Genomic DNA, 25508 nt, shown 5'->3' on the forward strand with positions numbered 1-25508 from the left:
TGTGAAGAATGAGAGGAACTGTATTAGTTGCCGGATTGGGCTTAATCGGCGGGTCGCTGGCGAAGGCGATCAAAGCAGCCCATCCCCAGGCAGAAATTATCGGATACGACATCCGCGAAGGTGAAGTAGGCCTTGCCGAAGCATTGAATATTATTGACAGGCAGGCAGGCACATTTCAAGAGGGGGCAGAGCAAGCGGATCTTATCATTTTGGCTGTACCCGTTTTACAGACAGAAAGGCTGATCAGACAGCTGGCTGAATTTGATTTAAAAGAAGAAGTCATCATCACAGATACGGGCAGTACAAAAAAGAGAATTATGTCCTGTGCCGCCATTTTGGAAAGCCGCCACATAACCTTTGTTGGCGGTCATCCGATGGCGGGCTCTCATAAGAGCGGAGTGACAGCTGCAAAAGAGCTTTTATTTGAGAATGCCTTTTACCTGCTAACGCCAGGTGAAGGAGCGAACGAAAAGCAGGTGGCCGTTTTAAAAAAATGGCTGCAAGGAACCAAAGCGAAAATATTGGAAATTTCTGCTGATGACCATGATCACCTTACAGGGGTTGTCAGTCACTTTCCTCATATCATTGCTGCCTCTCTTGTTCACCAGGCTCGCAAATACAATAATAGCAACTCCTTGATTTCCCGTCTTGCTGCCGGGGGGTTTCGGGATTTAACGAGGATTGCCTCATCAAGCCCGGAAATGTGGAAGGATATTTCGCTACATAATAAAGAAGTGCTTCTCACACTTTTATGCGATTGGAAAATAGAGATGGAAAGAGTCATAGATATTTTAAAAGAAGAGAGTGCTCCTCTTTTATTTGATTATTTTAATGAAGCAAAAGAATTTAGGGATGATCTTCCTGCTAAAGCAATGGGAGCTATTCCTTCATTTTATGATTTGTATGTCGATGTACCGGATTATCCGGGAGTCATATCAGAAATCACGGCTTACTTAGCGGAAGAGAGAATTAGCATCACGAATATTCGGATTGTGGAAACGAGAGAAGATGTGTACGGAGTGCTTGTGATTAGCTTTCAGAATGAAAAAGACCGGATGCGGGCCCGGCAATGCATTGAAAAACAGACAAACTACGACTTATTTTTAGCATGAAGGGTGATTCGATGAAAGAAATGGAATTAAGGCTGACAAATTCCCCGCTGAATGGGCGGGTGGAAGTACCGGGAGATAAATCAATTTCCCATCGCTCGGTTATGTTTGGCGCCTTAGCTGAAGGCAAGACAACCATTCGGCATTTTTTGAAAGGGGAAGATTGCCTGCGGACGATTGACTGTTTTCGAAAGCTCGGTGTGAACATTGAAGAGACCGATGAAGAAATTGTTGTCTATGGAACTGGATGGAACGGATTGATTGAGCCTTCTGAAATCCTTGATGCTGGGAACTCTGGAACAACGACGAGACTTTTATTGGGGATTTTGGCCGGCCGTCCATTTCACTCTGTATTAATTGGAGATGAGTCTATCGCCAAACGGCCAATGGATCGGGTTGTTGCCCCTTTAACGAGCATGGGAGCAAAAATTAATGGCAGAAGCAATGGACGGTTTACACCGCTGGCAATTGACGGTTCAAAACTGTCCCCCATCCGATATGAATTGCCTGTAGCGAGCGCTCAGGTAAAGTCTGCCCTCTTGTTTGCTGCTCTCCAGACAGAAGGAGAAACAGTGATCACGGAGCCGCAGCCAACCCGTGATCATACAGAAAAAATGATCAAACAATTCGGCGGGGAAGTTACACGCCGCGGCAATGATATTGTCGTGCAGGGCGGCCAGTCATTTAAAGGGACAAGTGTATATGTACCTGGAGATATTTCATCTGCGGCCTTTTTCCTTGCTGCTGGGGCGATGGTTCCCGGCAGTGAAGTCATTCTTGAAAACGTTGGCTTAAATCCGACAAGAACGGGAATTATTGATGTGCTTGTTCAAATGGGGGCCGATATTCAAATTGAGGCCCGTGAGACTGTTGGAGAGGAGATAGGGACGATTACTATCCGTACTTCTCAATTAAAAAGCATTGAAGTGGGCGGCGATTTAATTCCGAAGCTGATTGATGAAATTCCGATCATTGCTCTGCTTGCCACACAGGCAGCAGGAAAGACTGTCATCAAGGATGCAGAAGAGTTGAAAGTAAAAGAAACAAATCGTATTGACACGGTTGTGAATGAATTAAAGAAGCTTGGCGCGGAAATTGAAGCTACAGAGGATGGAATGATTATTCATGGCAAGAGCTCGCTGTCTGGAGCTCGTGTTTCATCGCATGGAGATCACCGAATTGGTATGATGCTGGCTGTTGCTTCTCTAGTGGCTACAGGAGCCATTGAGCTTGAAAATCCCGAGGCTATTGCGGTTTCCTATCCTTCTTTCTTTGAAGATATGAAGCAACTCATTCAAAAGTAATGAAAACAAGGTGTTTAGTTGGCGACGCACACAGCAGCCAACAAAAAGGAGCTGATTTTATCAGCTCCTTTTTCTGCATAAAGAAGGAAATTGCTCTTTCCTGGAGAATGTATTTACTATTGAAGATAAAAAAGTTGCTGTCAGGCTTTTCTTTCACTATGATAACAATATTACAAGGTGTGAACAGGATGATTGAAAGCACCCTGGGATTGATGGCAAATGACCGTCCTTTAAAACTTAAGTCTGATGTAGATGAGGATGATCGATCAAGCAGACTAGTAATAAAGAAGTCGGACGTTTGTCGACAGTCCTAATAAGAGTAAATTGTTTTTTAGAAAGGATTCGAAGAAAATGTCTTATGCACAGCAAATGCTAGAAAGTTTAGAAAAAGGGGAAAATCAACAAGCGTTTTCTCTATTTAAAAAGGTCCAGTCGTTTTCCTCAGATGAAGAGAAATTTTCGCTGGCCGAACAATTATATGGTCTGGGCTTTCTGGAAGAAGCGCGGGAGCTGTACGAAGGGCTTCTGGAAACCTTTCCGGAAGAAGGAGAGCTGCGCGTCCTTCTTGCTGAAGTGCTCGTTGATATGGATAAAGAAGAAGAGGCCATGCTTCTCCTTGAGCAGCTGGACCAAGCAGACGAAAACTATCCGAGAGCTCTGCTGTTGCTTGCTGATCTATACCAAATGCAAGGTCTATATGAAGTAAGTGAACAGAAGCTGCAAGCTGCCAATGAACTGTTGCCTGATGAACCGGTTATTCAATTTGCGCTTGCTGAGTTCTACTCGGAGCAGGGAAGGTTTTTGGAAGCTATTCGTCTTTATAGAGCCCTGCTTGCAGATAGACAAGAAGAGATAGCGGGTATCTCCATTTATCAGCGCCTGGCTGAGTCATTGAGCGTAGGCGGAGCTTTTGAGGAGAGCTTGGAGTATTATGAAAAAGCGCTTGAAGGCCATCTGGAAATTAACACACTATTTGGTTACGCTTTCACGGCTTTTCAAGCGGGCTTTTATCAAACAGCGATCGCTAAATTTGAAGAGTTAAAAGCGCTTGACCCAGACTATCACTCTATTTATCTTTATTTAGCCAAAGCATATGAGCGGGAGGAGGAGTTAGAAAAAGGGATAGAAGCAGCTAAGGAGGGAATTAAGCATGACGAGTTTCACAAAGAGCTGCATCTCATTGCAGGTAAGCTTAGCCTAAAGTTAGGCAGAGAGGAGGAGGCAGAGCAGTTTTTGCGCGCTGCCTTGGCATTAGATCCTGAGTATTCAGAAGCCGCCCTTACCTTAAATAAATTGCTTCTTCATCAGGAACGCTATGAAGATGTACTGGAAATTACCGAACTGCTGAAGAAAGATGGAGAGGCTGATCCACAGCTTTTATGGGATGAGGCAAAAGCCCTCAATGAATTAGAAGAGTATAGTCAGGCATTAACTGCTTATAAAGAAGCATATAATTTCTTTAAAGGTCATGCACACTTTTTAGAAGAATACGGATACTTCTTAATGGAAGAAGGAAATCGTAAGGAAGCACTGCAAATATTCCGTCAGCTGCTGGAGAATGATCCCGCGAATGAAGAGTGGCTGTTGCTCATTGAGCGACTTTCGGATTAATTAAATGACTATCTTTACAGAGGAGGGATTTATAAAATGGCTGCCCCTGTATCTGTTCATGAGAAAAAAGATTTTATCCGCTGGTTTTTAAATCACTATCAATTAAAAAGAAGAGAATCTGTATGGATTTTAAATTATTTAATGAGCCACGACCAGCTCATGGAAAAGGTGCATTTTGTAGAAGACGCACAATATTGTCCACGGGGAATGATCATGTCTACCCACTGTGTTGACAGTGCCCCGTTTCGTTTTTTTAAAGAGAACATCATGACAACGGATGCAGAAAAATCATTTCATGATATCCGGTTGAACAAGGAAGAGGACATTTATATTGAATTGAAGTTCAAGTCTTCCAATATATCTCATCAATATGCGGCCGTAATGGAAGAAAACCCATTTATGCCAAGGAATTTACGAATTACGGAAAAGGATAAAGTGCTTGCTGAAAACTTTCTTAAAGAGGGAATCTATCGTTTTCAGAAGGAGCGATTGCTCAAAGACATAGATAGAGCGCTCGATAGCGGAGATAAAGCAGCATTTCTGGCGTTGACTGATCAACTAAATGCTTTAAAATAGTCTTTTGCCTGCGGCAAAAGACTTTATTTTTGAATAAAGAAGGATGATTCTCATCGAATCACTGTGGTACTATAAAACAAGAGGTGAATGACATGAATTGGAATGGCAGAGATACAGAAAGCTTTCAACAGCAAAAAGAATATGTGGATACAGCACTCGTGCCGCTCATCCCTATTTCTTTTGAAAGCGACATGAAAGAAACAGCTTCTCAATATGAATTTATGCAGTTGTTAACTACGCTGCTTGAGAAGCAATTTAAAGGGCGAATCTTGCTTATTCCCCCGTTTACTTACATAAGACAACAGGAGGAACAAGGAAAGCTTGCCGCGTTAAATCGCTGGGTTGAGGAGATGGACAAGAGTGGGTTTAAACATAAGCTATTCTTCACTTCAGACAGCAGCTGGAAGTTGGCTGAAGAAGAGATCGGTGGCTCATTAATCTGGGTTCCATCCGTGCCGCTTGAACATATGGAGGATTCGTACAAATACTCGTTAATAGAGGATCAAGCAAAACAATTTGTCAATATAATCGTCCACAAATGGCAGCAAAATTTGTCATAATTCAGAAAATCGTCACATACTTTGATATATTTTCGATCGCTGTGATATTGACCTGTTTCCAAGTTTGGATTATCATAGTGGTGTCCTAGTTTATGTTTGTGCGCTTATAAATACGTCCAGTGCGGACGCAGCTTACAATAGAGGGGGGAAAAGAATGAGTAAACAACCTGTATCAAGACGTCAATTTCTTAACTATACACTGACAGGCGTTGGCGGCTTTATGGCAGCTGGCATGTTGATGCCAATGGTTCGTTTTGCAATTGATCCAGTTTTGGCGCATGGTGGAAAAGGCGAATACCATACTACGAAGCAGAAAGTGGATGAATTGTCTACGAAACCGACTCGTGTGGACTTCTCTTACGAACAAAAAGATGCATGGTACACATCCGATGTTACACAAACGGCTTGGGTTTACAAGAATGAGAAAGGCGAAATCGTTGCCCTTTCACCTGTATGTAAACACTTAGGCTGTACGGTTGACTGGGAAGGAAGCGGTCACAAAAACAAGTTCTACTGTCCGTGTCATGGTGGTTTATATGAAAAGAGTGGAAAAAACATTCCTGGTACACCACCAACAAGACCGCTTGATAAGTACCCAACGAAAGTAAAAGACGGTTTCTTGCAGCTCGGCAAGCCGGAGCCACAAACCATTGCGTAAAGGAGGCGTAATTCATGCTAAACAAAATTTATGATTGGGTTGATGAGCGTTTAGATATTACGCCTTTGTGGCGGGATATTGCTGATCATGAAGTGCCTGAACACGTAAACCCGGCTCATCACTTTTCGGCTTTCGTTTACTGTTTTGGCGGATTGACATTTTTCGTAACCGTTATCCAGATTCTATCAGGTATGTTTTTGACTATGTATTATGTGCCTGATATTAAAAATGCCTGGGAATCGGTTTATTATCTTCAAAATGAAGTGGCATTTGGAATGATTGTGCGTGGTATGCACCACTGGGGTGCGAGTTTAGTTATCGTTATGATATTCTTACATACGTTGCGCGTGTTCTTCCAAGGAGCTTACAAAAAACCACGTGAACTGAACTGGATAGTGGGCGTATTAATTTTCTTTGTTATGCTTGGTCTCGGCTTCACGGGTTACTTATTGCCATGGGATATGAAAGCGTTATTCGCAACGAAGGTAGGTATAGAAATCGCCGCTTCCACTCCATTCATTGGGGAACAGGTAAAAACCCTGCTTGCGGGTCATCCGGATATCGTTGGAGCCCAGACGCTTACTCGTTTCTTTGCGATTCACGTGTTCTTCCTGCCGGCAGCGTTGCTCGGCTTAATGGCAGCTCACTTTATTATGATTCGCAGACAAGGTATCTCCGGACCATTGTAAAATTAAAATTTCATTGAATGTCTAAAGATCTTTTTAAAGGAGGGGAACGCCATGCATCGTGGAAAAGGGATGAAATTCGTTGGTGATTCGCGTATCCCGGCAGTACGCAAACCGAATGTTCCGAAAGATTACTCGGAATACCCGGGGAAAACTGAAGCCTTTTGGCCGAACTTTTTATTAAAAGAGTGGATGGTTGGTGCCGTTTTCTTAGTTGGTTATTTATGCTTGACAGTAGCGCATCCATCTCCGCTTGAGCGTGTCGCGGATCCGACGGATACAGGTTATATTCCGCTTCCAGACTGGTACTTTTTATTTCTTTACCAGTTACTGAAATACACGTATGCTTCCGGACCTTACAATGTTATTGGAGCTTTTGTTATTCCAGGACTAGCTTTTGGAGGACTTTTACTTGCTCCGTTCATTGACCGAGGACCAGAACGCAGACCAATTAAACGCCCATTTGCTACGGGCTTTATGATTCTTGCTTTATCAGCCATTGTTTTCTTAACATGGGAATCCGTTGTTCATCATGACTGGGAAGCTGCAGAGGCACAAGGTAAAATTGTCGAAGAAGCAGAGTTCGATAAGAATGATGAAGGATACAAAATCTTTGCTGACCAGAAAAATGGCTGTATTAACTGTCATGGAGAAAATTTGACAGGCGGTGCAGCAGCACCATCTCTTGTCGGCACGGGATTAAAGCCTGAAGAAATCCAAAAGATTGCTCGTGAAGGTAAAGGGGCCATGCCTGCAGGTGTGTTTAAAGGCACTGATGAAGAGCTCGATAAAATGGCTGAATTTATTTCTAATTTAAAATAGTACAAAGAGAAGATGTCCTATCTTGAATAGGGCATCTTTTTTTCTATATAATAAATGTAATCATTACAATATTTTTCCGATATGTTTAGCAGAGAAGACAGGATGGTGCCATTTTGCAATATGTATACTGGTTTTTAGCGAACAAAAGATTTTTACTTATTTTATTTTTCATTAATCTAGTCGGCACAATTTACGGATATATGTGGTATGCGCCGCAGTTAGTCCGCACAGATTGGTTTTTCTGGCCCTTTGTTCCGGACAGCCCCACAGCAAGCCTGTTTTTCACGATTGTGTTGCTAGGATTTTTATGGAAAAAATCATGGGGGCTTTTTCAAGCATTGGCCATTGTGACACTGTTTAAATACGGCATATGGGCAGTGGTAATGAACATACTCGTATTAAAAGTGACTGGCTATTTACCATGGGAAGGATATATGCTGATGGCTTCACATTTAGGAATGGCTATCCAAGGGTTGCTCTATGCGCCATTTTATCGCATCAAACCATGGCATTTAATCATAGCTGCTTTTTGGGCTTTGCATAATGAAATCATTGATTATGTCTATATGCAATATCCGTCATATCCGCAATTACATCTATATATTAAAGAAATTGGCTATTTTACTTTTTGGTTGAGTGTCTTCTCTATTTTTCTGGCTTGGTATTTAACAAGCAGAGAAAAACGTTTGAAGTGGACTTTATAACTGGAATAAACGAGCGTCTACTATAAGTTTCTCTTCTCGTTTCCTTGGTTCATGCATATATTAACAGCAGGAGCGGAGGAGGGAGAGAAATGAAAAAAATAAAGTGCTTGTTTCTTATTTGTTGCTTATTTATTATTCCCGTTCATAGTCAGGCAGAGGATGCCGATGCCCGCCTTCTTAGATTAGATCAAATAGCCGGCCAGGCTCTGGAGTTTACGAAAGCCGGTCTCTATGAAGATGCAGAAGCACAGCTAAAAGCTGTCCAGCTTGAACTTATACAACTTCAATTTAAAGACAGTGGACTTCCTATGGAAGATTGGACAGTTTTATCGACGGCTCTTGGAGAAGCATTGCATGTGATTAACTCTCCTGAAGGAAAAGAAACAGAAACGTTGGAAACTGTTACGACCTTCCGCTTGGTGGCCGATGCAGTGGTTTCTCGTTACCGGCCGTTATGGACTGAAATGGAACAGCCTGTTATGTCTTCCCTGCAATCTTTAAAAAAGTCTTCTATGACAGCTGATTCCTCAGGGTTTCATGAATCACTCAATAGATTTTTGGCTAATTACTATATCATCCAGCCCAGCTTGAAAGTAGATGTTTCTGAAAAGAGTGTTCGGATACTTGATGAACATGTTCGTTATATGGAACAAAATGGAGAAAAGATGTTGAAAGAGGCATCTGCTGAAAGTGAGATCGAAGAGTTGGAAAAAGCAGTAGAGATGGTGTTTAAGGAAATGGAAAAAGAGGACCCTGCCCAGCCTTCTCTTGGATGGGTCATCAGCTTTACTGGGGGAATTATTATTGTAACGCTTTCTTATGTAGGCTGGAAGAAATATAAAGGGCAGAAGGAAGAAGAGAGGAAGAAGCAGAATCATTGATATAAAAATTAGAAAAGGATAAAATAAAAGAGAAGTAAATATTAGTACAAATGGGGGTAACACCAAACAATGGGCTTTCTAATTTACTTTCTTATCCTAATTCTCGTTCCAATCTGGGCGCAGATGAAAGTAAAAAGTACGTATAATAAATATTCCAAAGTTTCTGTCTCCACTGGTGTAACCGGGGCGCAGTCTGCTCGGCGCATTTTAGATGAAAATGGCCTTCACCAAGTGAAAGTAGTGGAAACAAGCGGTTTTTTAAGTGATCACTATAATCCGTTAACAAAGACGGTTCATCTTTCTCCAAATAACTATCACGGACATTCTATTGCTGCCGCTGCTGTAGCAGCCCATGAGGTAGGTCATGCTATTCAGGATAAAGAGGGATATGCCTTTCTCCGATTCCGTCATGCACTCGTACCTGTAGCAAATATTGGATCAAACTTATCGTGGATTTTCATTATGATCGGGATCTTTACATCAATGACAGGAGCTTTTTTACTCGGGATTATTTTAATGGCAGCAGCTGTTTTATTCCAAGTGATTACCTTGCCTGTCGAGTTCAACGCTTCTTCGCGCGCGATGGATCAAATTGTTTCATCAGGTATTATCCGCAATGACGAAGAGCGCGAGGCCCGCAAAGTACTAAATGCCGCAGCCATGACGTATGTTGCTGCCGCCGCTGTAGCTGTACTGGAACTGGTTCGTCTAGTCTTGATGTTTACCGGTATGCAGCAGAACGAAGATTAATCTCATAAAAAGAGAAAAGCAGGAGAGTGAGTCTCCTGCTTTTTATATTTGGATCGGCTGCTTGTTCTCATCAAGGGTAAATCCTTCACCGAGTACATCATGCACAACTGTAACGGAAACGAAAGCATGAGGATCAACCGAGTTGATAATGTTTTTAAGGCGGACAATCTCATTTTTGCCAACTACGCAATAGAGAACTTCCCGGTTTGTCTTTGTAAATGCACCGTGGCCTTTTAATATAGTAACGCCTCGTTCCATCTGTTTGGTGATTTTCTCAGCAATTTCTTGATTATGGTCAGAGATGATCATGGCTCCTCTGGCAGCATAGGCACCTTCTTGCATAAAGTCAATGACTCGCGCCCCGACGAAAACAGCCACGAGCGTGTACATAGCTTCCCGGTAATTTAGATAGGTTAATAAAGAGGCCGTAATCACAAGAGCATCAAATAAAAACATCGTTTTTCCCATGCTAACATTGCGGTATTTATGAATCAAACGAGCAATAATATCGACTCCGCCTGTTGTTCCGCCATAGCGAAAAATAATGCCAAGCCCTACACCAGCAAAGACCCCGGCAAATAAAGAAGCGAGAAACAAGTCTTCATGGAGCGGAATAGGAAGCTGCTTGCGCTGGAAAATCCAAAGAAAAACAGACACACCGACTGTTCCAATGATCGTATAGAAAAATGACATTCTGCCAAGTAGTTTCCAACCAACAAAAAATAAAGGCACATTCAGAATTAGATTGGAATAAGAAGGATCAATTTTAAACAAATTGTATAAAAGTAATGTAATTCCGGTAAAACCGCCTTCTGCCAGCTTGTTCTCCATGTTGAAATGAACAAGGCCAAAACTATAAATGGCACCGCCAATTAAGATAAAGAAAATATTTTTGAGTTTCATGCCAAATATCATACGCCAGCCACCTTTGAATTAATATTGAGACAGTTATTGATAACTGTCATTATATATAACTGTGCGAGATCAGACAATAAGAAACATGAAAGTCTGAGGTGTATAGAGCGATAAATTCATTGTCAACTACTCAAGAATTAGCTAACATAAAATTAATTAAGGAAGAAAGCAGGGAAGACATGGATAAAACGATCAAAGAGATGCAAAAGGAAGTCGATGAATACATCGGTCAATTTAAAGAAGGCTACTTTAGCCCGCTTGCTATGATGGCTCGCTTGACTGAGGAACTAGGAGAGCTGGCACGGGAAGTGAACCATTACTATGGTGAAAAGCCTAAAAAATCAACAGAAGAGGCGAAAACCATAGCAGAAGAACTTGGTGATCTGCAGTTTGTCATTATTTGCCTGGCAAATTCACTAAATATTGATCTGCAAGAAGCTCATGATCAAGTCATGAAGAAGTTTAACACGAGAGATAAAGATCGCTGGACGAGAAAAGAGGGGGAATAAATAATGGAAACGATTAAAGTCATTATTGCAGGGCCGCGCGGGCGAATGGGGAAAGAAGCGGTATATATGGTACAGAGATCAGAAAACTTACAACTTGCTGCTGTTTTAGATCGTCAGTACAATGGACAGCTGTTAAGTGAAGTAGAGGGATTTTCGGGAATAGACGTGCCAATTTTTACAGACATCAATGAATGCTTTAGTGAGGTAGAAGCTGAGGTGCTTATCGATTTAACGACACCGGAAACAGGATATATACATACAAAAACCGCTCTAGAACACAATATTCGGCCAGTTGTAGGTACTACGGGATTTACAGAGGAACAATTAAAGGAGTTAAAAGAACTCACTGAGGAAAAAAACCTTGGCTGTATTATTGCTCCAAACTTTGCTATTGGTGCAGTGCTTATGATGAAATTCTCTGAAATGGCAGCCAAGTATTTTCAAGATGTGGAGATCATTGAGCTTCACCATGATAAGAAATTAGATGCACCGTCGGGTACGGCAATTAAGACAGCTCAGATGATTGCCGAAGTAAGAGAAAAGAAGCAACAGGGCCATCCTGAGGAAAAAGAAACAATGAAAGGCGCCCGCGGAGCAGAAATGGATGGAATGCACCTTCATAGTGTACGTTTGCCAGGATTGATTGCTCATCAGCAGGTGTTGTTCGGAGCAGATGGTGAAACGTTGACCATTCGCCATGATTCATATAATCGGACTTCTTTTATGACAGGCGTCAAAGTGTGCGTAGAAACTGTTGTAAAGGTAGAAACGCTTATCTATGGCATGGAAAATATTTTAGATTGAGGAGGCGCTTATGAAAATAGCTTTAATTGCCCACGATGAGAAAAAGGATGATTTAATTCAATTTTTTCTAGAACATGTGAAAGTATTTTCAGAGCATGAGCTGTTTGCCACGGGTACGACAGGGCGGCGGCTCATGAAGGCTTCCGGGTTGCCCATCCATTGCTTCCAGTCCGGTCCGCTTGGCGGGGATCAGGAAATCGGAGCGAGTATTGCCAGAGGAGAAATGGACTTAGTTTTCTTTTTCAGAGATCCGCTTACCGCCCAGCCTCATGAGCCAGATGTATCAGCGCTTGTCCGGCTCTGTGACGTGTACGCTATTCCCCTGGCAACTAATATAGGTACCGGAACGATTTTAATAGAGGGCTTGCAGAGAGGCGACTTGGATCAATTACAAGGAAAGAGGCCGACCTATGGAAACAATTAAAGCAGATATTCTTGCCTTCGGTGCTCATGCAGATGATATTGAAATTGGCATGGGGGGGACAGCGGCTAAATATGCGGCGGCTGGTAAAACGGTTGTTTTCTGCGATTTAACAAAAGCAGAATTGTCATCTAACGGCACGGTAGCTTCGAGAGCAGAAGAGGCAAACAAAGCAGCTGCTCTGTTAGGTGTTCGGGAGAGGTTGACGCTTGACTTGCCAGATCGTGGGTTGTTTCTAACACAAGAAGCGATTCAAGCAGTAGCAGAGGTCATCCGTCGTTACCAACCGAAAGTCATTTTTGCACCTTATGAAAAAGACCGTCATCCAGACCACGGTGCTTGTTCGCGTATCGTACAGGAAGCGTTTTTTTCTGCCGGAATTAAAAAATACCAAACGACTGCCCACGGAAATGCTCATAAGGCGGAGCGCCTTTATTTTTATATGATCAACGGTTTTCATACCCCTGATTTTTGCGTGGATACAGGAGAATTTATGGATAAGAAAAAGCAAAGTCTATGCACTTATCAAAGTCAGTTCCAGATGGGGGAAAAATCAGTCGCCACACCTTTAACGACCGGTTACATAGAGGCGGTTGAAGCGAGAGACCGTCTGATGGGAAAAGAAGTGGGGCGAACATTTGCAGAAGGGTTTTTAACTACTGTCCCACTGTTAATAGATCAAGATTTGATTGGGGATTTATAATGAAATTAAAAATAGGAATTACGTGCTACCCTACTGTCGGTGGCTCGGGTGTAGTAGCATCAGAACTTGGAAAGCTACTTGCAGAAAAAGGACATGAGATCCATTTTATCACAACGGATCGTCCGTTCAGGTTAAACCGGATGTACCCGAATATTTATTTTCATCAAGTGGATGTCAACCAATATTCCGTTTTTCAGCACCCGCCGTATGAAATTGCACTAGCAAATAAAATAGCAGAAATTATAACGAGGGAGCAGCTCGATATCCTGCATGTCCACTATGCGATCCCGCATGCTGTTTGTGCTATTCTTGGCAGGCAAATTGCACGTTCCAATATTAAGATTGTTACAACGTTGCATGGCACGGATATCACTGTGCTTGGACATGATCCTTCCTTAACAGCAGCGATTCGTTTTGGTATCGAAGAGTCCGATGCTGTGACTGCTGTGTCTCAAGCGCTAATCGCTCAAACGATGGATGTAATTTACCCTCAAAAGAACATCCAACCTATTTATAATTTTATTGATGAGCGAGTTTATCGAAAGAGACCGGCAAATGAGCAACTGCGCGAAGAGTTGGGAATCGCTGCTCAAGATAAGGTGATTATGCATGTATCTAATTTCCGCAGTGTGAAAAGGGTGCCGGATGTGGTTCGTGTATTTAAGCGGCTTAGAGAACACATGCCGGCAAAGTTGCTTTTGGTCGGCGATGGACCAGAAATGACTATCGTTTGCAAGCTTGTTTCTGAACTGAACCTCGAAGAATGTGTTTTGTTTCTCGGCAAGCAGGATAATTTAGAAGAGCTATATGTGCTCAGCGATTTAGTCTTATTGCTATCGGAGAAAGAAAGCTTTGGTTTGGTACTTTTGGAAGCGATGGCTTGCGGAGTTCCTTGCATTGGCACAAATATTGGTGGCATTCCCGAAGTGATTGAAAATGGGAAAAATGGTTTTCTCTCTGAAGTGGGAGATATTGAGTCCGTGACAAAACAAGCTTTGCAGCTGCTAACGGATGATAATTTTTATCAAAAGATAAGTGAACAGGCGATACAAACAGTACAAACTCATTTTCATTCAGAAAGCATCGTTCGCGAGTACGAAAAGCTATATATGAGTTTGCTTCCCCAACAGGCAGGTGCGGATAGTGAATAATGAGTTAATCTTTGAGAAAGCCGCTCCGATTCTTGCCCAACTCGAGAAAGCAGGGTTCGATGCCTACTATGTAGGAGGAGCGGTAAGGGATTATTTGTTGAATCGTCCGATTGGCGACGTTGACATTGCCACAGCTGCCTTGCCAGAAGAGGTGAAGCGCGTCTTTTCTAAAACTGTCGATGTCGGCATTGAACATGGAACCGTGCTCGTGATTTGGCAGGGGGACGGTTATGAAATTACTACCTTTCGAACAGAATCTGATTATAAGGATTTTCGACGACCGGAAAAAGTATCTTTCGTTCGGACACTGGAAGAAGATTTAAAGAGAAGGGATTTTACTATTAATGCGATGGCTATGGATCGACATGGAACCATCGTTGATCCTTTCGGCGGAAAGGCTGCATTACAATCACAGCAAATTCAAACAGTTGGCAAGGCGCAAGAGCGTTTTTCAGAAGATGCCCTTCGAATGATGAGGGCCGCCCGATTTGCCAGCCAGCTTGGCTTCCAGCTGCATATCGAAACAGAAGAAGCACTAAGCCGCTGTGCTAGTCTACTGGAGCATATTGCGGTTGAACGGAAACTAATGGAGATGGATAAACTACTGGCTGGGAAAGAGGCGGCAGCTGGCATCAAGATATTGCTTGAAGGAGGCTTGATTGCCTACTTGCCAGGGCTTCTCGGGCAGGAGCAACGGATAAATAAGATGCTCTCCTACGATCTTAACAAGTTAACTGGAATCCAAAAGTGGCTTCTTCTGCTCGTCCTTCTTGCACCACATAAACCAGGTGATTGGCTGAAGAAGTGGCGGATGCCAGCTAAGAAAATAAAGTATTTAGCGGGTACATACGAAACGGCTCTCAAACAGCAGAAAGAAGAGTGGACAGATTTTTCATTATATGAAGCGGGTGTAGACCAGGCGATGGATGCTGAGGCGGTCAATGCGCTTCTTGCTGGCCGTCCTTCAAAAGCAGAAGAGCTGAAAAATCGACATGCCGACCTATCGATCCACACTCGAAAAGAACTAGCTATCACCGGTAAAGAGCTGAAGGAATGGAAGAATGAAACAGGTGGGCCATGGATGAAAAGTTATATTGAAATGATCGAGCGGGCTGTTGTAGAGAGAAAAGTTGAAAACAGTAAAGAAAAGATAAAGGAGTGGCTTGAAGCGTGCAATCTTCTGTAAAACAGCAATTATTAGAGGCGTTTTCAAGAGCGGATGGAGAATTTGTATCTGGTCAGGCGCTTGCAGAAATCCTCGGCTGCTCGCGGACGGCCATTTGGAAGCACATTGAATCATTGCGCCAAGAGGGATTTGAATTGGAAGCGGTACGAAAAAAGGGCTACCGCATTCTTACAAAGCCGGATAAAGTAACGGAAAATGAAATTTTAATCGGCCTGCAGACCGACTGGCTTGGAAAAGAAATCGTCGCATTGGAATCTACCCCTTCGACTCAGAAGGAGGCTCATCGCTTGGCACAAGAGCCTTTTAAGGAAGGTACGGTAGTGATTGCAGAAGAACAGACAGCGGGACGCGGAAGAATGACACGTGCATGGCATTCTCCAAAATATACGGGCATTTGGATGAGCGTACTATTAAAACCGTCTTTGCCGCCTTATAAAGCGCCTCAGTTTACGTTGATTACGGCAGTTTCCGTTGTTGAAGCGATTATTGAAGTGACCGGATTGCAGCCAGAGATCAAGTGGCCGAACGATATTTTGTTAAACGGCAAGAAGATTACCGGTATTTTAACAGAACTGCAAGCGGACGCTGACCGCATTCATTCAATTATTATCGGCATCGGCATTAACGTAAATCAAAAAGAGTTTCCTGACGAATTGAAAGAAGTGGCTACCTCGCTTGCTATTGAAAAAGGAGAGGCAGTCTCACGCTCGCAGCTGGTTCAGGAAATTTTAAAAAACCTTGAAAATTATTATGACATATACATGAAAGAAGGATTTATTAACATAAAAAAACGCTGGGAAAAGCACGCGCTGTCGATCGGTAAAAAAATTACGGCGCGGACAGTGACTGGTACGATTCACGGCAAAGCACTCGGTATCACAGAAGAAGGTGTATTGAAGCTGCTTGATGATGACGGCACCATCCATGATATTTACTCCGCTGATATCGAAATCGATACAAGGACAGATGAATGATGTAGAAAAAACTGCCCGCTGGACAGAAGCACGGGCAGTTTTCTATTTAAGACATAACCCTTTGCCATTAATGCGGTTCTTTTAAAAGAAGAAGTCGATCATCATCTTGAGAAGGTGTCCCTCGGCCATCTGTATTATTTGTCACAACATATAAATAGTGATCGCTCGCATATACATCTCTCAAGCGTCCTTCGCCTTGAAAAGAAACCGTCATTTTCCGATGTTTAAGATCGAAAGCAAGCAGCCTTTCTCCCCTAAGGGTAGCAATAAAGAGTTGTCCTTTACTATAAGCTAGACCGGAGGGAGCCCACGTTTCCTCGCCAGAATGAATGAAAGGTGATTCCATTCCTTCTCTTTTCTCGTCTCCTTGAATGAGAGGCCAGCCATAATTTTTCCCTGGACTAATTTTGTTCACTTCATCATGAGCGCTTTGCCCATGTTCAGTCGCATACATGGTACCGTCTTTGCTCCAGGCCATCCCTTGCGGATTGCGATGTCCATAGGAAAAAATATAGGAACCTTTAAAAGGATTGTCAGGGGGAACAGAGCCATCTAAATTTAAACGTAAAATTTTCCCGGATAGCTGCTGTTTACTTTGTGCAGACTCCTTTACACCGGCATCTCCTACAGTTACGTAAAGCTTATGGTCAGGACCAAGAGCGATCCGTCCGCCATTGTGGATCGTACCGCCGGGAATGCTGGCCAACAGTTCTTTTGTCTCTTGCCAGCCGCTGCCTTTCTTTTGAATTTGTACAATTCGATTCATTATTTTTTCTTTTTCCTTGTACGTATGATAGATGTAAGCGCGTCCGTTGCTGGAAAAGGCAGGATCAAGCTCAAAGCCTAATAAGCCGCCTTCTCCTTTGTGCAGTACCGGTTGATCCAGCTTCAATTCCATTTCTTTTTTCTTTCCATCAGAATAAATTTCGGCAATTGTACCTTTACGCTGGCTAATAAAGAAGCTGTTATCCAACTTAGTAATGTTCCATGGAACCTCCAGTTTTTTAGCGATAACTTTTATTCCAGCTGATGTGCTTGCAGGAATATTTTCGGAAGATTCTTCTTCGGGAGCTTTTTCAGGCGAAGAGCAGCCTGTAAGCAGGACGAGAGCGATCAACAACCATTTTTTCATCTTCTCACCTTCTCTCTTAATAGTTACTTATTCATCCTATTATGATCAGGTAAATTTCTAATAGTCAAAGAAAAAAGATGTTGTTATAATGAAGGCGGGCAGTATCTTAAAGAGAACTGCACTTGTCTGAAGTCAGCCGCTGGAATAATAAAATAAGCGAAAAGTTCTGCCTTGATCCATAAGGACAGGGACAGAGGGTCGAAACAACGAATCTAATTATTCGGGTCCTTCTGTCTGAAGGACCCTTTTTATTTACTGATTGTTTCGTCTCCTCTGATCGAAAAAGGAGGAAGCGTACATGAAGCAAACGAGTGACTTTATCAAAATGAAAGCAAACGGTGAAAAAATTGCCATGATCACCGCCTATGATTATCCTTCTGCTAAATTATCTGAAGAGGGTGGGGCGGACATCATTTTAGTCGGAGACTCTCTTGGTATGGTTGTACTTGGGTATGAATCAACCGTTCCTGTTACCCTGGACGATATGATTCATCATACAAAGGCAGTAAAGCGGGGGGCGAAAGAAACATTTGTCGTTACTGACTTGCCTTTTATGTCGTATCAGATTAGCCGAGAAGAAACGATGCGGGCAGCAAGAGCGCTTATGCAGGAAGCAGGAGCGCATGCTGTAAAAATTGAGGGCGGCGAAGAGGCAGTAGAGGCCGTTCGGGATTTGACGCAGGCTGGCGTACCAACAGTCGCCCACTTAGGGCTAACTCCGCAGTCCGTTGGGGTTCTTGGCGGTTATAAAGTGCAGGGGAAAACAGCAGAGGCAGCCCGAAAGCTGCTGGATGATGCAAAGAAGCTTGAGCAGGCAGGGGCATTTATGGCCGTGCTTGAATGTGTCCCTTATCAGATTGCAGCTCAAGTGGCAAGCGCTCTTACTATTCCGATAATCGGAATTGGGGCAGGCAAGGAAACGGATGGACAAGTGCTTGTCTACCATGACCTTATTCAATATGGGGTAAGCCGAACACCTAAATTTGTTAAATCGTACAGCAATGTGAATGATGAAATTATACCGGCCGTTTCTGCTTATGTAAAAGAAGTAAAAGGTGGAATATTCCCGGGAGTGGAGCATTCATTTACGATGAAAGAAGAAGAATTGGAAGCTTTGTATGGAGGAGCGCGTTCATGAGAGTAATTAAGACAGTTAAGGAATTAAAAGCCTTTGTCCGGACGGAAAAACAGGCTGGACACCAGATTGGTCTGGTGCCGACAATGGGCTTTCTTCATGAAGGGCATCTTACTCTCGCCAATAAAGCACAACAGGAAAATGACACGATTATTATGAGCATCTTCGTCAACCCGCTGCAATTTGGACCAAATGAAGACTTTGAACGTTATCCGCGGGATTTAGACCGAGATGAGCAACTCGCCGCTTCAGCAGGTGTAGACTGTCTTTTTGCTCCTGAAGTAGAAGAGATGTACCCGGAGCCTTCTATCATAACTATGACAGTTACAGACAGAACAGACAAGCTGTGCGGCGTGAAGCGGCCAGGACATTTTGATGGGGTAGTGACGGTCGTCACGAAGCTATTTCATTTAGCTGAGCCAGATAAAGCTTATTTTGGCTTGAAAGATGCCCAACAGTTTGCTGTCATTGACGGTCTCGTGAAGTCATTAAACTTTCCGGTGGAAGTTGTAGGAGTGGAGACTGTCAGAGAAGAGGACGGACTGGCAAAAAGCTCACGCAACGTCTATTTAACGGAAGAGGAACGCACAAAGGCGCCATATTTGCAAAAAGCTCTCCAGCACGGCGTACAGGCAGCAGAACAGGGTGGAAAAAGTGTAAAAGAAATTATTGATTTGACTGCTTCCTATTTAGAGACTCACACTGGCGCAACAATTGATTATGTGGACTTGCTTTCTTATCCGGAATTAAACTCTTTAAAAGAAGTGCAAGGAAAGATGATTCTGGCAGCAGCGATCAATTATTCAAAAGCGCGTTTAATTGATAACATTATTTTTACGGTTAGAGGAGAATGCTGAAATGTTTCGTACAATGATGAATGGGAAAATTCACCGGGCTACCGTAACGGAAGCGAACTTAAATTATGTGGGCAGCATTACGATTGACCAAAATTTAATGGACGCCGCTGGAATGATGGCAAATGAGAAAGTGCAGATTGTCAACAATAACAATGGTGCCCGTTTAGAAACTTATATTATTCCAGGTGAACGGAACAGCGGCGTGATCTGTTTAAATGGGGCGGCAGCAAGACTTGTCCAACCGGGTGATAAAGTTATTATTATCTCCTATGTCATGGTCGCCGAGGAGAAGGTAAAGGATCACCGTCCGAAAGTAGTGGTGGCTGGGGAAAATAATGAGATTGAACAGCTTCTTCACGAGGAGATTGCTGGTACAATTATATAATTGGAAAGTCCGCATAGAGGTGGAGCTTTCTATAGCAGAAGATAGCTTTAACAAGCAGAGTTAAAATTAGTTGAGAGCAATTCCTCCCTTTGGTAAAGGGAGGGATTGCTCTCTCTTTTTTTGTGCCTGTCAAGCTTCTCGGACAGCGTCCGCCTGCAGCAGAAATCAACAACAAGTATACAGCGCCAAAGTTTTTAAAAACTGTAGCCGTCTGATGAAAGCGGTAAATGTGTCAATTCTGGTTGAAATCAGCCAATTTTGAACGAACGTGTTTCTATATAAGGAGATTGAACACTTGATATGTAAAGGGTTTATAGACTACTGGTCATTGGCACGCTTGTTGCATATGTTTAATGTGGACGAAAAATTATAGCAGGAGGAAAGTATATGTCAGTAGACACATCGGTATTAGAATTGAAAATGTTTGTCAATGGAGAATGGAAAACAGCAAAAAACGGAGACGAGAATATTGTGATCAATCCGGCGACACAAGAAGTGATTGCCAGAGCGCCAAGAGCAACAAAAGAGGAGACAGAAGAAGCGATTGCAGCTGCCAGAGCAGCTTTTGAAAGCGGTATCTGGTCAGGCTTAACGACACATGAACGGGCCCAATACTTAAATAAAATTGCAGATAAAATTGATGAAAAGTTTGAGGAGCTCGTAAACTTGGAAGTCATGGATAACGGCAAGCTGAAAGCGGAGGCAGAGTTTGATGTAGCTGATGCTACTACATGCTTCCGGTATTATGCCGGCTTAATTCTAACGCCGGAAGGAGAAACATACCAAGTGCCTGAAAACGTTCAAGCTATGGTCGTTCGTGAACCAGTGGGAGTTGCTGGATTGATTGTACCGTGGAACTTTCCCCTTTTGATGAGTGTGTGGAAAATAGCACCGGCTCTTGCAGCTGGTAACACCATCGTGTATAAGCCGGCAGAAGCAACGCCTATTACAGCGATGAAGTTGGTCGAGATTATTGAAGAAGTGGGGGTTCCACAGGGAGTGATGAATCTCGTGATGGGAAGAGGGGCAGTTGTTGGCCAGACAATTGCTGAAAGTCATGATGTAGATATGATTTCATTCACCGGAAGCACAAATGTTGGCCGAGAAATTATGAAGGCAGCTGCTGGAAATCTAAAGAAGATTTCTCTTGAACTTGGGGGCAAATCACCGAATATTATTTTTGCTGATGCTGATTTTGAAACAGCGGTTGACTACGCGTTATTCGGCATTTTCTTCGGAGCTGGACAGGTATGCTCTTCAGGAAGCCGCATTCTTGTCGAGGAGAGCATCTATGATCAATTTGTAGAGCGTTACATAGAGCGCGCAAAGCAAATTAAAGTAGGTCCAGGAATGAATGAAGATTCCCAAGTTGGAGCCATTGCAAGTGAACAGCAGATGAATGCTATTTTAAATTATATCGAAATCGGCAAGCAGGAGGGAGCTACTCTTGCTTGTGGTGGAAGCCGCTTGCTAACTGATGGATTAGATCAAGGCTTCTTCATTGAGCCGACAGCCTTCACAAATGTAACTTCTGATATGCGGATTGTAAAAGAAGAAATTTTCGGACCGGTTGTAACGATTCAAAAGTTTAAAAGTGAAGATGAAGCCATTCAGCTTGCGAACGAAACAGATTTTGGCTTGGCAGGGGCTGTGTTCTCAAATGATGGAGCAAAAGCCTTGCGTGTCATTAAACAAGTACGTGCCGGCATTACATGGATAAATGCTTATCATCCTACTTACGTGGAAGCACCATGGGGGGGATACAAGCAAAGTGGAATCGGTCGAAGCCTTGGAACATATGGACTCGAAGATTTTCAGGAAATCAAACAAATTAATATTAATCTTAATGTAGAACCGGTTAGCTGGTTCCCGGGTTAATGAAACTTTAGTTGAGAAGTGGATTAGATACAAACAAGATCCATTTCTCACTTCTTTTTTAAAAGAAAGCGCTAGTTGAAAATGCCGCAAGGGCTCAACAAGCCAGTAAAAGTAAAACATATTGGGGGGGAAAAACATGAGTACAAACATGATTCATCGCTATAAAGCAGACGCACGGGAATCATATACATTGCCATCGGATTATTACACAAGTGATGAAGCATTAAAATTAGATAAGGAAAAGATCTTTTATAAAAACTGGATTTATGCCGGGCATATAGAAAAAGTAGATATCCCAGGGAAATACTTTACCTTTCAACTATTTGAACAAAATATTATGATCGTTAAAGGGAAGGATCATGTCATTAGAGGTTTTTATAATGTATGTCCGCACAGGGGGCATGAACTGGTCGAAGGAGAAGGGAAAAAATCCGTCATTGCTTGTCCTTATCACGCATGGACATTTCATTTAGACGGTCAGTTTAACCGGGGCCGTGCCGTTGATCAAATTAAAAATTTTGATCTTGAAGAAGCATGCTTAACCCCTGTGCGGGTAGAAACTTTTTTAAACTTTATCTTTGTTAATCTTGATCCGAACGCTAAACCAATGCGGGAAATGATGCCGGGATTAGAAGAGGAAATTCGTGCTCATATCCCTCAGCTGGACGGTTTAACATTGTCACATCGGATTAAATATGATATCAAGGCTAATTGGAAGAACGTAGTAGACAATTACCTTGAATGTCATCATTGCCAAGTGGCCCATCCTCAATTCGTCGAGTTGATCGATATGAAGAGTTATAAAATTGAACCGCAAGATTATTATGTGGCGCAAACGAGCAACAGCAAGGGGAAATTAGTTTGCAATACTGACAGTGAAACAAATGATCAGGATATCGAAACGTATCTTTCTTATTGGTTATGGCCGACTTTGGCTATCGACGTTATGCCGGGAGAGCCGGGATTAATCATTATGTATATCGAGCCGAATGGACCAGAGTCTTCCATTGAATATTTGGAATTTTACTATTTAACGAAGGAGCCATCGGAAGAAGGATGGGAAAATATCAAATATCAAGATGAAGTATTAACGCCCGAAGATATTAGTTTAGTTGAAAGCGTGCAACGCGGACTTCGATCAAAGGGATATGTGGATGGCCGTTATGTGATTGATCATGAAAGATCATCCATAAGCGAGCATGCGGTTCATCATTTTCATGGTTTAGTTTTGAAGGCATTAGAGGGGGTCTAAGAATTAATGAATGAAAAGGTCGGACTAAAAAGACGCTTAAAGTTTATTCATGTTTTTGTGCTCGGATTAGCTTTGCTAACGCCTTCAACCGTCTTTGATACTTTTGGAATCGCGTCCCTTGCCACTAAGGGACACGTTCCTTTAGTGTATATGTTCGCTATGTGTGCCATAATTTTTACAGTATTGAGTTATGTCCAGATGGTAAAAGCATTTCCAAGTGCGGGTTCGGCCTATACGTATGTCCAAAAGACTTTTCATCCCAACATCGGCTTTCTAGTTGGATGGTCTGCTTTATGTGATTATCTCTTTCTTCCAATGGTCTATGCCTTAGCGATAAAAATTTATATGTCTGCTTATTTCCCTTCTGTACCGGAATGGTTATGGGTAGCTATTCCGATATTGCTAATAAGTGTGGCGAATTTATTTAATATTAAGGTGGCTGTATCGTTTAGTACATTTTTCGTATTATTACAAGTACTCATCTCCGGTATTTTTGTTGCCTTGCTGATTGGAGGGATGATGAACAGCGAGGAGGCAGGAAGTTTATTTTCATTAGAACCGCTCTATTCAGCTAATTTAACTTTTTCAGCTGTTTTGGCAGGGGTAACTATTTTAGCTTATTCATTTGTTGGCTTTGATGCAATGAGTACGCTGGCAGAGGAAACGATAAACCCAACGAAAACGATACCCAGGGCGATGATTGCTTTAGCACTTTATACAGGAATCACGTATACGGTGATTACTTATTTCTTACAGGCAAGTTATCCGGATGTATCGATTTTTCACGACCCCGAAGCAGCAGCAGCTGAAATAGCGCCCAAAATTGGAGGGATGCTTTTTGCCTCTATCTTTCTGGGAATCATTATCGTCAGTAATATATCGGGAGGAATAGCAGCACAATTAAGTATTTCGCGCTTATTGTACGCAATGGGGCGAGATAATGTCCTTCCTCGGAAAATATTCGGATACGTCACGCCTCGCTCCGGCATTCCTATTTATAACATTATTATTTCTGGAGGAGTGGCTTTAACGGCGGTATTCTTTGACCTGGTGACGGCCGCTTCGCTGATAAGTTTTGGAGCATTTACAGCTTTTACATTTGTTAATTTATCCGTTATTGTTTACTACTATGTGAAGAATAAAAGGCGGTCTATAAAAGAGACATTTTTGTATTTGATCTTTCCATTAATAGGGATCGGTTTTCTTTCGATTATGTGGTACAGTATGGACGCACAGGCACTTTTACTCGGTTTGTTCTGGAATACAGCGGGCTTTATTTTCCTGCTGTGCATTACAAAAATGTTTAAAAAATCAGCGCCAATGTTTGATTTTGATGAGTCCGAGCCTGCACTCATTGAAGAGGATAAGAACCATACAGCAGTAAATGAAGTTAATATCTGAATATTCTAAAATTAACAAGAACAAAACTAATCAATGTCTTACCTCAGGAGGCTATAATGAAAAATACAAATGAAATGGTTGATATGACAATTATTGGGGGCGGACCAGTCGGATTATTTACTGCTTTCTATGCAGGGATGCGTCAGTCATCGGTTAAGATTATTGAAAGTCTTCCTCAATTAGGAGGACAGCTTTCAGCGTTGTATCCAGAAAAGTTTATTTATGATATTGCCGGCTTCCCAAAAGTCCGTGCGCAAGAATTAATTGATAATTTAATAGCGCAGATGAATGTGTTTCATCCTATTGTTTGCCTGGAGCAAACAGTAGAGCATGTTGAGAAGCTAGAGAACGGTTTATTTAAAATTGTAACAGATAAAGATCTTCATTATTCCAAAACGATTATTATTACGGCCGGCAATGGGGCCTTTCAGCCGAGAAAGCTGCAGATCGAGGGAGCAGATAAGTTTGAGAAGGAGAATCTTCATTACTTTATCAATGATTTAAGCCGGTACGAAGGTAAAAGAGTGGCTATTTTTGGTGGAGGAGATTCTGCTGTTGACTGGGCCTTAATGCTGGAATCAATTGCAGAAAAGGTCACACTTGTCCACCGTAGGGAGAAGTTTCGTGCGCATGAACACAGTGTAGAGCTATTGAAAAAATCTAGAGTTGAAGTCGCCGTGCCGTTTGTTCCAGTCAGATTACGCGGACAACAACAAATTGATCAAGTTGTCTTAGAGGAAGTAAAAACCGGTGAAGAACGAGTGTTAGACGTAGATGATGTGTTAGTCACATACGGATTTGTGTCTTCCCTTGGTCCGATCAAGGAGTGGGACCTAGAAATTGAAAAGAGTTCAATCGTCGTAAATTCAAAAATGGAGACAAGCGTGGAAGGCATTTATGCAGCAGGAGATATTTGTACGTATGAAGGTAAAGTGAAGTTAATAGCAAGCGGGTTTGGTGAAGCGCCCGCTGCTGTAAGCAATGCGAAGGTATATATTGATCCGAAGGCAAAGGTACAGCCGCTTCACAGCACAAGCATTATGGGGGAAAAAGATAAAGTGACGGTTTGATAGAGGTAGACTTACTGAAAGCGAAATGATTTTAGCAGAAGGAGGAGAGGAATGTATGCCTCTCCTCCTTCTGC

General features: G+C 42.5%; 27 protein-coding genes. 25 read left to right on the forward strand and 2 right to left on the reverse strand.

Annotated features, from left to right (window positions below):
- Positions 1 to 8 precede the first annotated feature (8 nt).
- The 11 genes from MKZ02_RS10475 to MKZ02_RS10525 all read left to right on the forward strand — a co-directional run bounded on the left by MKZ02_RS10475 (position 9) and on the right by MKZ02_RS10525 (position 9661).
- Positions 9 to 1112 carry a prephenate dehydrogenase gene (locus MKZ02_RS10475; protein WP_120032594.1) on the forward strand — a complete coding sequence of 368 codons (1104 nt, stop codon included), beginning with the start codon at positions 9 to 11 and terminating at the stop codon, positions 1110 to 1112.
- An 11-nt stretch (positions 1113 to 1123) separates the two neighbouring features.
- Complete coding sequence (gene aroA / locus MKZ02_RS10480) at positions 1124 to 2413, forward strand: 3-phosphoshikimate 1-carboxyvinyltransferase (RefSeq protein WP_340853474.1); 1290 nt, start codon at positions 1124 to 1126, stop codon at positions 2411 to 2413.
- A 351-nt stretch (positions 2414 to 2764) separates the two neighbouring features.
- On the forward strand, positions 2765 to 4024 hold the full coding sequence (locus MKZ02_RS10485) for a tetratricopeptide repeat protein (protein ID WP_340853476.1): 1260 nt from the start codon (positions 2765 to 2767) through the stop codon (positions 4022 to 4024).
- A 36-nt stretch (positions 4025 to 4060) separates the two neighbouring features.
- The gene (locus tag MKZ02_RS10490) at positions 4061 to 4600 is read left to right on the forward strand and encodes a ReoY family proteolytic degradation factor (RefSeq protein ID WP_340853477.1); all 540 of its coding nucleotides are present in this window, start codon (positions 4061 to 4063) and stop codon (positions 4598 to 4600) included.
- A gap of 92 nt (positions 4601 to 4692) precedes the next feature.
- Complete coding sequence (locus tag MKZ02_RS10495) at positions 4693 to 5160, forward strand: YpiF family protein (protein WP_340853478.1); 468 nt, start codon at positions 4693 to 4695, stop codon at positions 5158 to 5160.
- A gap of 154 nt (positions 5161 to 5314) precedes the next feature.
- On the forward strand, positions 5315 to 5818 hold the full coding sequence (locus MKZ02_RS10500; protein WP_120032582.1) for a ubiquinol-cytochrome c reductase iron-sulfur subunit: 504 nt from the start codon (positions 5315 to 5317) through the stop codon (positions 5816 to 5818).
- A gap of 14 nt (positions 5819 to 5832) precedes the next feature.
- Positions 5833 to 6507 carry a menaquinol-cytochrome c reductase cytochrome b subunit gene (gene qcrB / locus MKZ02_RS10505; protein WP_120032580.1) on the forward strand — a complete coding sequence of 225 codons (675 nt, stop codon included), beginning with the start codon at positions 5833 to 5835 and terminating at the stop codon, positions 6505 to 6507.
- A gap of 51 nt (positions 6508 to 6558) precedes the next feature.
- Entirely contained in the window at positions 6559 to 7326 is a 768-nt protein-coding gene (locus tag MKZ02_RS10510; protein ID WP_120032578.1) for a menaquinol-cytochrome c reductase cytochrome b/c subunit, read from the forward strand.
- A gap of 113 nt (positions 7327 to 7439) precedes the next feature.
- Complete coding sequence (locus tag MKZ02_RS10515) at positions 7440 to 8030, forward strand: DUF1405 domain-containing protein (RefSeq protein WP_340853480.1); 591 nt, start codon at positions 7440 to 7442, stop codon at positions 8028 to 8030.
- A gap of 89 nt (positions 8031 to 8119) precedes the next feature.
- Complete coding sequence (locus tag MKZ02_RS10520; protein ID WP_340853481.1) at positions 8120 to 8911, forward strand: sporulation protein YpjB; 792 nt, start codon at positions 8120 to 8122, stop codon at positions 8909 to 8911.
- 69 nt (positions 8912 to 8980) lie between these two features.
- Positions 8981 to 9661, forward strand: a complete 681-nt coding sequence (locus MKZ02_RS10525; RefSeq protein ID WP_120032571.1) for a zinc metallopeptidase — start codon at positions 8981 to 8983, stop codon at positions 9659 to 9661.
- 42 nt (positions 9662 to 9703) lie between these two features.
- Here the strand turns inward: MKZ02_RS10525 and MKZ02_RS10530 are convergent, their stop codons facing one another.
- Positions 9704 to 10576, reverse strand: a complete 873-nt coding sequence (locus MKZ02_RS10530; protein WP_340853482.1) for a YitT family protein — start codon at positions 10574 to 10576, stop codon at positions 9704 to 9706.
- Between the two features lie 119 nt (positions 10577 to 10695).
- Between MKZ02_RS10530 and MKZ02_RS10535 the strand changes: the two genes are divergently transcribed.
- The 7 genes from MKZ02_RS10535 to MKZ02_RS10565 are packed head-to-tail and all read left to right on the forward strand — an operon-like array spanning position 10696 to position 16324.
- Positions 10696 to 11085, forward strand: a complete 390-nt coding sequence (locus tag MKZ02_RS10535; RefSeq protein WP_406909010.1) for a nucleotide pyrophosphohydrolase — start codon at positions 10696 to 10698, stop codon at positions 11083 to 11085.
- Positions 11086 to 11088: 3 nt separating this feature from the next.
- Positions 11089 to 11889 (forward strand): 4-hydroxy-tetrahydrodipicolinate reductase, encoded by an 801-nt coding sequence (gene dapB, locus MKZ02_RS10540; RefSeq protein WP_120032567.1) that lies wholly within the window; start codon positions 11089 to 11091, stop codon positions 11887 to 11889.
- A gap of 10 nt (positions 11890 to 11899) precedes the next feature.
- On the forward strand, positions 11900 to 12313 hold the full coding sequence (locus MKZ02_RS10545) for a methylglyoxal synthase (protein ID WP_120032565.1): 414 nt from the start codon (positions 11900 to 11902) through the stop codon (positions 12311 to 12313).
- On the forward strand, positions 12300 to 13013 hold the full coding sequence (bshB1, locus tag MKZ02_RS10550) for a bacillithiol biosynthesis deacetylase BshB1 (protein ID WP_120032563.1): 714 nt from the start codon (positions 12300 to 12302) through the stop codon (positions 13011 to 13013). The genes MKZ02_RS10545 and bshB1 overlap by 14 nt, the downstream gene beginning before the upstream one ends.
- A complete protein-coding gene (gene bshA, locus MKZ02_RS10555) occupies positions 13013 to 14164 on the forward strand; it encodes an N-acetyl-alpha-D-glucosaminyl L-malate synthase BshA (protein WP_340853483.1) in 1152 nt (383 codons plus the stop codon). Before bshB1 ends, bshA begins: the two co-directional genes overlap by 1 nt.
- Positions 14157 to 15350, forward strand: coding sequence for a CCA tRNA nucleotidyltransferase (locus tag MKZ02_RS10560; protein ID WP_340853485.1), 1194 nt, complete (start codon positions 14157 to 14159; stop codon positions 15348 to 15350). The genes bshA and MKZ02_RS10560 overlap by 8 nt, the downstream gene beginning before the upstream one ends.
- Positions 15335 to 16324 carry a biotin--[acetyl-CoA-carboxylase] ligase gene (locus tag MKZ02_RS10565; RefSeq protein WP_120032556.1) on the forward strand — a complete coding sequence of 330 codons (990 nt, stop codon included), beginning with the start codon at positions 15335 to 15337 and terminating at the stop codon, positions 16322 to 16324. Before MKZ02_RS10560 ends, MKZ02_RS10565 begins: the two co-directional genes overlap by 16 nt.
- A gap of 67 nt (positions 16325 to 16391) precedes the next feature.
- On the opposite strand, the gene MKZ02_RS10570 is transcribed toward MKZ02_RS10565, so the two are convergent.
- Complete coding sequence (locus MKZ02_RS10570; protein ID WP_340853486.1) at positions 16392 to 17456, reverse strand: PQQ-dependent sugar dehydrogenase; 1065 nt, start codon at positions 17454 to 17456, stop codon at positions 16392 to 16394.
- Positions 17457 to 17754: 298 nt separating this feature from the next.
- Between MKZ02_RS10570 and panB the strand changes: the two genes are divergently transcribed.
- From panB to MKZ02_RS10605, 7 genes are all read left to right on the forward strand, one after another.
- The gene (gene panB, locus MKZ02_RS10575; protein WP_340853488.1) at positions 17755 to 18594 is read left to right on the forward strand and encodes a 3-methyl-2-oxobutanoate hydroxymethyltransferase; all 840 of its coding nucleotides are present in this window, start codon (positions 17755 to 17757) and stop codon (positions 18592 to 18594) included.
- Positions 18591 to 19448: a pantoate--beta-alanine ligase gene (gene panC / locus MKZ02_RS10580; RefSeq protein WP_340853490.1), complete on the forward strand. Its 858-nt coding sequence runs from the start codon at positions 18591 to 18593 to the stop codon at positions 19446 to 19448. The genes panB and panC overlap by 4 nt, the downstream gene beginning before the upstream one ends.
- A gap of 1 nt (position 19449) precedes the next feature.
- The gene (panD, locus tag MKZ02_RS10585; protein WP_120032548.1) at positions 19450 to 19833 is read left to right on the forward strand and encodes an aspartate 1-decarboxylase; all 384 of its coding nucleotides are present in this window, start codon (positions 19450 to 19452) and stop codon (positions 19831 to 19833) included.
- Between the two features lie 387 nt (positions 19834 to 20220).
- A complete protein-coding gene (locus MKZ02_RS10590; protein ID WP_340853492.1) occupies positions 20221 to 21711 on the forward strand; it encodes an aldehyde dehydrogenase family protein in 1491 nt (496 codons plus the stop codon).
- Between the two features lie 136 nt (positions 21712 to 21847).
- Entirely contained in the window at positions 21848 to 22963 is a 1116-nt protein-coding gene (locus MKZ02_RS10595) for an aromatic ring-hydroxylating oxygenase subunit alpha (protein ID WP_340853494.1), read from the forward strand.
- A gap of 6 nt (positions 22964 to 22969) precedes the next feature.
- Positions 22970 to 24364 carry an APC family permease gene (locus MKZ02_RS10600; RefSeq protein WP_340853495.1) on the forward strand — a complete coding sequence of 465 codons (1395 nt, stop codon included), beginning with the start codon at positions 22970 to 22972 and terminating at the stop codon, positions 24362 to 24364.
- A gap of 56 nt (positions 24365 to 24420) precedes the next feature.
- Positions 24421 to 25434 carry an NAD(P)/FAD-dependent oxidoreductase gene (locus MKZ02_RS10605; RefSeq protein WP_340853496.1) on the forward strand — a complete coding sequence of 338 codons (1014 nt, stop codon included), beginning with the start codon at positions 24421 to 24423 and terminating at the stop codon, positions 25432 to 25434.
- The last annotated feature ends 74 nt before the right edge of the window (positions 25435 to 25508 follow it).

Origin of the sequence: Pseudobacillus sp. FSL P4-0506 (assembly GCF_038003025.1) — a bacterium.
In the GTDB taxonomy this organism is placed as follows: Bacteria; Bacillota; Bacilli; order Bacillales; family Domibacillaceae; genus Pseudobacillus.

Bases quoted from the DNA above. Each gene is read 5' to 3' on its own strand.
- bshB1 (WP_120032563.1), top strand. From the start codon at position 12,300: ATGGAAACAATTAAAGCAGATATTCTTGCCTTCGGTGCTCATGCAGAT.
- MKZ02_RS10590 (WP_340853492.1), top strand. From the start codon at position 20,221: ATGTCAGTAGACACATCGGTATTAGAATTGAAAATGTTTGTCAATGGA.
- MKZ02_RS10530 (WP_340853482.1), bottom strand. From the start codon at position 10,576: ATGATATTTGGCATGAAACTCAAAAATATTTTCTTTATCTTAATTGGC.
- MKZ02_RS10490 (WP_340853477.1), top strand. From the start codon at position 4,061: ATGGCTGCCCCTGTATCTGTTCATGAGAAAAAAGATTTTATCCGCTGG.
- MKZ02_RS10485 (WP_340853476.1), top strand. From the start codon at position 2,765: ATGTCTTATGCACAGCAAATGCTAGAAAGTTTAGAAAAAGGGGAAAAT.
- MKZ02_RS10605 (WP_340853496.1), top strand. From the start codon at position 24,421: ATGAAAAATACAAATGAAATGGTTGATATGACAATTATTGGGGGCGGA.
- bshA (WP_340853483.1), top strand. From the start codon at position 13,013: ATGAAATTAAAAATAGGAATTACGTGCTACCCTACTGTCGGTGGCTCG.
- dapB (WP_120032567.1), top strand. From the start codon at position 11,089: ATGGAAACGATTAAAGTCATTATTGCAGGGCCGCGCGGGCGAATGGGG.
- panB (WP_340853488.1), top strand. From the start codon at position 17,755: ATGAAGCAAACGAGTGACTTTATCAAAATGAAAGCAAACGGTGAAAAA.
- MKZ02_RS10570 (WP_340853486.1), bottom strand. From the start codon at position 17,456: ATGAAAAAATGGTTGTTGATCGCTCTCGTCCTGCTTACAGGCTGCTCT.
- MKZ02_RS10520 (WP_340853481.1), top strand. From the start codon at position 8,120: ATGAAAAAAATAAAGTGCTTGTTTCTTATTTGTTGCTTATTTATTATT.
- MKZ02_RS10545 (WP_120032565.1), top strand. From the start codon at position 11,900: ATGAAAATAGCTTTAATTGCCCACGATGAGAAAAAGGATGATTTAATT.
- panC (WP_340853490.1), top strand. From the start codon at position 18,591: ATGAGAGTAATTAAGACAGTTAAGGAATTAAAAGCCTTTGTCCGGACG.
- aroA (WP_340853474.1), top strand. From the start codon at position 1,124: ATGAAAGAAATGGAATTAAGGCTGACAAATTCCCCGCTGAATGGGCGG.
- MKZ02_RS10510 (WP_120032578.1), top strand. From the start codon at position 6,559: ATGCATCGTGGAAAAGGGATGAAATTCGTTGGTGATTCGCGTATCCCG.
- MKZ02_RS10500 (WP_120032582.1), top strand. From the start codon at position 5,315: ATGAGTAAACAACCTGTATCAAGACGTCAATTTCTTAACTATACACTG.
- MKZ02_RS10595 (WP_340853494.1), top strand. From the start codon at position 21,848: ATGAGTACAAACATGATTCATCGCTATAAAGCAGACGCACGGGAATCA.
- MKZ02_RS10495 (WP_340853478.1), top strand. From the start codon at position 4,693: ATGAATTGGAATGGCAGAGATACAGAAAGCTTTCAACAGCAAAAAGAA.
- MKZ02_RS10525 (WP_120032571.1), top strand. From the start codon at position 8,981: ATGGGCTTTCTAATTTACTTTCTTATCCTAATTCTCGTTCCAATCTGG.
- MKZ02_RS10600 (WP_340853495.1), top strand. From the start codon at position 22,970: ATGAATGAAAAGGTCGGACTAAAAAGACGCTTAAAGTTTATTCATGTT.
- MKZ02_RS10475 (WP_120032594.1), top strand. From the start codon at position 9: ATGAGAGGAACTGTATTAGTTGCCGGATTGGGCTTAATCGGCGGGTCG.
- qcrB (WP_120032580.1), top strand. From the start codon at position 5,833: ATGCTAAACAAAATTTATGATTGGGTTGATGAGCGTTTAGATATTACG.
- panD (WP_120032548.1), top strand. From the start codon at position 19,450: ATGTTTCGTACAATGATGAATGGGAAAATTCACCGGGCTACCGTAACG.